Origin of the sequence: Pseudomonas emilianonis (assembly GCF_023072625.1) — a bacterium.
Taxonomy (GTDB): Bacteria; Pseudomonadota; Gammaproteobacteria; order Pseudomonadales; family Pseudomonadaceae; genus Aquipseudomonas; species Aquipseudomonas paraveronii.
This window is the reverse complement of record NZ_JAKNRV010000357.1, coordinates 1-5,072: the sequence shown is the minus strand read 5'-3', so window position 1 is coordinate 5,072 and position 5,072 is coordinate 1. Positions and strand designations below refer to the sequence as shown.

The window sequence follows — 5,072 nt, the reverse complement described above, 5'->3', positions numbered from 1 at the left end:
AGCGCCTGGATAGTGCAGTGGATCACGACCCGCAATTGCGCGAACTCAAGCAGCAGATCGCAATAGAACTGAGCCCCGAAGGTCTGCGCGTGCAGTTGCTGGATACCGACAAACGCCCGATGTTCGACCCGAGCTACGCCTGCCGCCGCCCCGCGCTGTTCCGCTATTACAAGGAACACTTTGGCTGGGCGCCGCCCGAGCAAGACACCTGCGCCAAGACCTACGCCTTTCTCAACGCCGGCAACGATTTCGCCAAGACGCCCCTGGGCCATGTCGACCCGGAACGGGTCTACGAAATCGATTACCTGCTCGCCGAAGCCAACCAGAACCTGGTCAGCCGCTGGGGCCACAGCATGTTGCGCCTGGTGATCTGCGCGCCCGGTCGCCCTCGCGGCCCGGACTGTCGGCTCGATCTGGACCAGCATCTGGTGTTGTCCTACCGCGCCTTTGTCGGTGACGTACAGCTGTCGAGCTGGGATGGCCTGGTGGGCAAGTACCCGTCACGGCTGTTCGTGCTGCCGCTGGCCCAGGTCATCGACGAGTACACCAAGACCGAGTTGCGCGGCCTCGCCTCGGTGCCGCTGAAGCTGACGCGTCGGGAGATCGAGGACACCGTCGAGCACGCGGCTGAAATGCACTGGAGCTACGACGGCAACTACTTCTTCCTGTCCAACAACTGCGCGGTCGAAGGCCTGAAACTGTTGCGCAGCGGCAGCGCCAACCCGCAACTGACCGGCCTGGACAACATCACGCCCAACGGGCTGCTGGAGGTCCTGCAGGCGCGCGGCCTGGCCGACACCAGCGTATTGAACGACAAGCGCGAGGCGCTGCGCCTGGGCTATCACTTCGACTCGTTCCGCGAGCGCTATCAAGCGATGTTCGACGTGCTGCGCAAGCACCTGCCGATCAAGCAGACCCAGGTCGAAGACTGGCTGTCCCTGAGTGCGCAAGAGCGCCGCCAATGGTTCGACAAGGCCGACCTGCGCACCAGCGCCGCGCTCCTGCTGCTGGAACAGGCGAGCTTTCGCAAACAATTGATGCTGGCCCAGGACGAAGTCAAACAGCGCTACCTCGGCGCCCGCGAGCTGAAAAACGGCGGCATGGAGAAAGCCAACGCCACCTTGCAACAAATTCTCGCCAACAGCGGCTTCCTCAGCCGCCCGGCGGAACTGCTCGACAGCAGCGGCTACGGCCTGCCGCAACCCTCGGAATCAAAGCGCCTTGAATCGGAAAGCGCCGAGCGCCAAAAACAGCTGCAATCCCTGACCGGCGAGCTGGACAAAGAGGTGAGGGCGCTGCTGGACCCGTCCCGCTCAGCCGAAATCGCCGCCTGCGAGGCCAACCTCAAGCAGGTCGGCGAACATCTGCGCAAACTGCACAAAGCCGCCGGCGGCCTCGAATTGCCCTGAATGTGGGAGGGGGCTTGCTCCCGATCGCGGTGCATCAGCCAATACAACCGTGGCTGACACTGCGCCATCGGGAGCAAGCCCCCTCCCACATTTTGATCTGCGCAAGCCTGGAGACCGTGTGTCATTTCCATATCACGTGTTTGATCAACGAAAGCTGGCTGAAAGCTAACGCGTCTAGGATCGCCCCCACTGCCGGCAACAGACCGGCTATTAACAACAATGGTGATTCCCGATGTCCGCCCGTACCCGCCTGTTCGCCCACACTCCGCCCGTAAGCCTAGTGCCTCTCGTTCTGCGCTGACCCCACCCGGTTCGCCATTCCCTAGCCGCGCTACGCCTGGAGTATTCCTATGCTGACTTTCCTTGGCTTTGCCATGGTCATCACGTTCATGTTCCTGATCATGACCAAGCGCCTGTCCGCGCTGATCGCCCTGATCATCGTGCCGATCCTGTTCGCGCTGTTCGGCGGTTTTGCGCCGAAGATCGGCCCGATGATGCTCGAAGGCATCACCAAGCTCGCGCCGACCGGCGTGATGCTGATGTTCGCCATCCTCTACTTTGCCCTGATGATCGACTCCGGCCTGTTCGACCCGGCCGTGCGCAAGATCCTCAAGATGGTCAAGGGCGACCCGCTGAAAGTCTCGGTCGGCACCGCCGTGCTGGCCCTGGTGGTGTCCCTCGACGGTGACGGCGCCACCACCTACATGATCTGCGTGGCCGCCATGCTGCCGCTGTACCAGCGCATCGGCATGAGCCCGCGGATCATGGCCGGCCTGATCATCCTCGCCGGTGGCGTGATGAACATGACGCCCTGGGGTGGCCCGACCGCCCGCGCCGCCAGTGCGCTGCACGTGGACCCGTCAGACATCTTCGTACCGATGATCCCGGCCATGGCCGCCGGCGTGGTCGCGATCTTGGTGATCGCCTATATGTACGGCAAGCGCGAACGTGCGCGCCTGGGTGAACTGCACCTGCAGGGCGACGAGATCGACCACAGCGAAATCAGCGTGTCGCAATACCCGGACGCCCGCCGTCCGAAGCTGATCTGGTTCAACGGCGTACTGACCCTGGCCCTGATGTGTACGTTGATCGCCGGCCTGTTGCCGCTGCCGGTGCTGTTCATGGTGGCGTTCAGTATCGCGATGATCGTCAATTACCCGTGCCTGCAACAGCAGAAAGACCGCGTCGCCGCCCATGCCGGCAGCGTACTGGCCGTGGTGGGGCTGATCTTCGCCGCCGGGATTTTCACCGGCATCCTGTCGGGTACCGGCATGGTCGACGCGATGTCCAAGAGCCTGCTGGCGGTCATTCCCGACGCCCTGGGCCCTTACCTCGCGGTGATTACCGCGCTGGTGAGCATGCCGTTTACCTTCTTCATGTCCAATGATGCGTTCTACTATGGCGTACTGCCGGTACTGGCCGAAGCCGCCAGCCACTACGGCATCACCGCCGTGGAAATGGCCCGTGCCTCCATCGTCGGCCAACCCGTACACCTGCTCAGCCCGCTGGTGCCGTCGACTTACCTGCTGGTGGCCCTGGCCGGTATCGAATTCGGCGATCACCAACGCTTCACCCTGAAGTGGGCAGTGCTGGTTTGCCTGTGCATAATGTTCGCCGCGTTGCTGATGGGGATTTTTCCGCTGTTCAGCACTCTATAATCCTACCGACTCGCCGCGCGGCGCTGCAGCTGGCGCGGTTTAACACTTGCTTAAAGGAATACACATGGAATGGCTGACCAATCCGGAAATCTGGATTGCCTTCTTCACCCTGACGGCCCTTGAGATCGTCCTGGGCATCGATAACATCATCATGATTTCGATCCTGGTCAGCCGCATGCCCAAGCATATGCAGGCGCGCACCCGGCTCTTCGGCCTGGCCCTGGCCATGGTCACGCGTATCCTGTTGCTGCTGTCCATCGCTTGGGTCATGCGCCTGACCGACGATCTGTTCGTGGTCTTCGGCCAGGGCATTTCCGGGCGCGACCTGATCCTGTTCTTCGGTGGCCTGTTCCTGCTGTGGAAAAGCTCCCAGGAGATGTTCCACGCCCTGGAAGGTGAAGACGAAACCCACGAAGAGCCCAAAGGCACCGGCGGCAAGTTCATCTACACCATCATCCAGATCGCGATCATCGACATCGTGTTCTCCCTGGACTCGGTCATCACCGCCGTCGGCATGGTGTCCCACGTACCGGTGATGATCGCCGCGATCGTGGTCGCGGTGCTGGTGATGATGCTGGCAGCAGGCACCATCAGCGACTTCATCGACAAGCACCCGTCGCTGAAGATGCTGGCGCTGTCGTTCCTGGTGGTGGTGGGTACCGTGCTGATCGCCGAATCCTTCGACGTGCATGTACCTAAAGGCTACGTCTACTTCGCCATGGCGTTCTCGCTGGCGGTGGAAGTGGTGAACATCAAGATGCGCACCGCCATCGCGAAAAAGAAGAAACAGCAGGACCCTGTGAAACTGCGCAAGGACATTCCGGGTCAATAACCTTGATCCGCTGCTGAAATGGGGCGTTCGCGCCCCATTTTTTCATCTGCAAAAAATTGATCTCATGACAGTTTTGTTTCAATCCCAACTTTAGCTATGCGATGCTGGCGCAGAGCCCATTCGCCAACTACAGCTTAAGTACAAGACGTAGAACGGCACGCGGCAATTCTCATTGGCTCCTGTTGGAGCCCACCCACACGGGAGGCCGAGCATGCTGACCTTGCTCAATCTGCTTTCCGCCGTGACCCTGCTGATCTGGGGCACGCATATCGTCCGTACCGGTATCCTGCGGGTCTACGGTTCCAACCTGCGCCACGTCATCGGGCAAAACATGTCCAAGCGCTGGCTGGCATTTGTCGCCGGTATCCTGGTGACGGCCATGGTGCAGAGCAGCAACGCCACCGCCATGCTGGTCACGTCGTTTGTCGGCCAGGGCCTGATGGGGCTGATGCCCGCGCTGGCGACCATGCTCGGCGCCGACGTCGGTACGGCGCTGATGGCTCGGGTGCTCACCCTTGACCTGTCCTGGCTGTCGCCGCTGCTGATCTTTCTCGGGGTGATTTTCTTCCTGACACGCAAACAGACGCGGGCCGGGCAGTTGGGCCGGGTCGGGATCGGCCTCGGGCTGATCATCCTCGCGCTGCAATTGATCGTCGAAGCCGCCGGGCCGATCACCCACGCGCAGGGCGTGAAGGTGCTGTTTGCCTCGCTGACCGGCGACATCCTGCTCGATGCCCTGATCGGCGCGTTGTTCGCGATGATTTCCTACTCCAGCCTCGCCGCCGTACTGCTGACCGCCACCCTGGCCGGCGCCGGTGTGATCGGCTTGCACGTGGCCATCGGCCTGGTGATCGGCGCCAACATCGGCAGCGGCGTGCTGGCGTTCCTCAGCACCAACATGCAGAACGCCGCCGGACGCCAGGTGGCCCTGGGCAGCCTGTTGTACAAATTGATCGGCCTGTTGCTGATCATCCCGGTGCTTGACCCGCTCGTGTTGTGGATGGACAGCCTGGATTACAGCGCCCAAGGCATGGTCATCAGCTTCCACCTGCTCTACAACGTCAGTCGTTGCCTGATCCTGCTGCCGAGCATCGGCCCGATGGCCCGGGTCTGCGCGTGGTTGCTGCCCGACGTTGAAGCGATAGCCGGCGCTGGCGCCTAACGTGGTGTAGC

General features: G+C 61.8%; 3 protein-coding genes and 1 pseudogene. All 4 read left to right on the top strand.

What is annotated here, in order from left to right; genetic code table 11:
- Positions 1-1,409: DUF4105 domain-containing protein (locus tag L9Z73_RS24995; protein ID WP_247406791.1), on the top strand; the 1,409-nt coding region annotated here is incomplete at its 5' end.
- A 350-nt stretch (positions 1,410-1,759) separates the two neighbouring features.
- Entirely contained in the window at positions 1,760-3,067 is a 1,308-nt protein-coding gene (locus L9Z73_RS24990; protein WP_247406788.1) for a CitMHS family transporter, read from the top strand.
- 64 nt (positions 3,068-3,131) lie between these two features.
- The gene (locus tag L9Z73_RS24985; RefSeq protein ID WP_247406784.1) at positions 3,132-3,899 is read left to right on the top strand and encodes a TerC family protein; all 768 of its coding nucleotides are present in this window, start codon (positions 3,132-3,134) and stop codon (positions 3,897-3,899) included.
- A 211-nt stretch (positions 3,900-4,110) separates the two neighbouring features.
- Positions 4,111-5,049, top strand: a pseudogene (locus tag L9Z73_RS24980) (Na/Pi cotransporter family protein); the annotation flags it as partial.
- Positions 5,050-5,072: the final 23 nt, after the last annotated feature.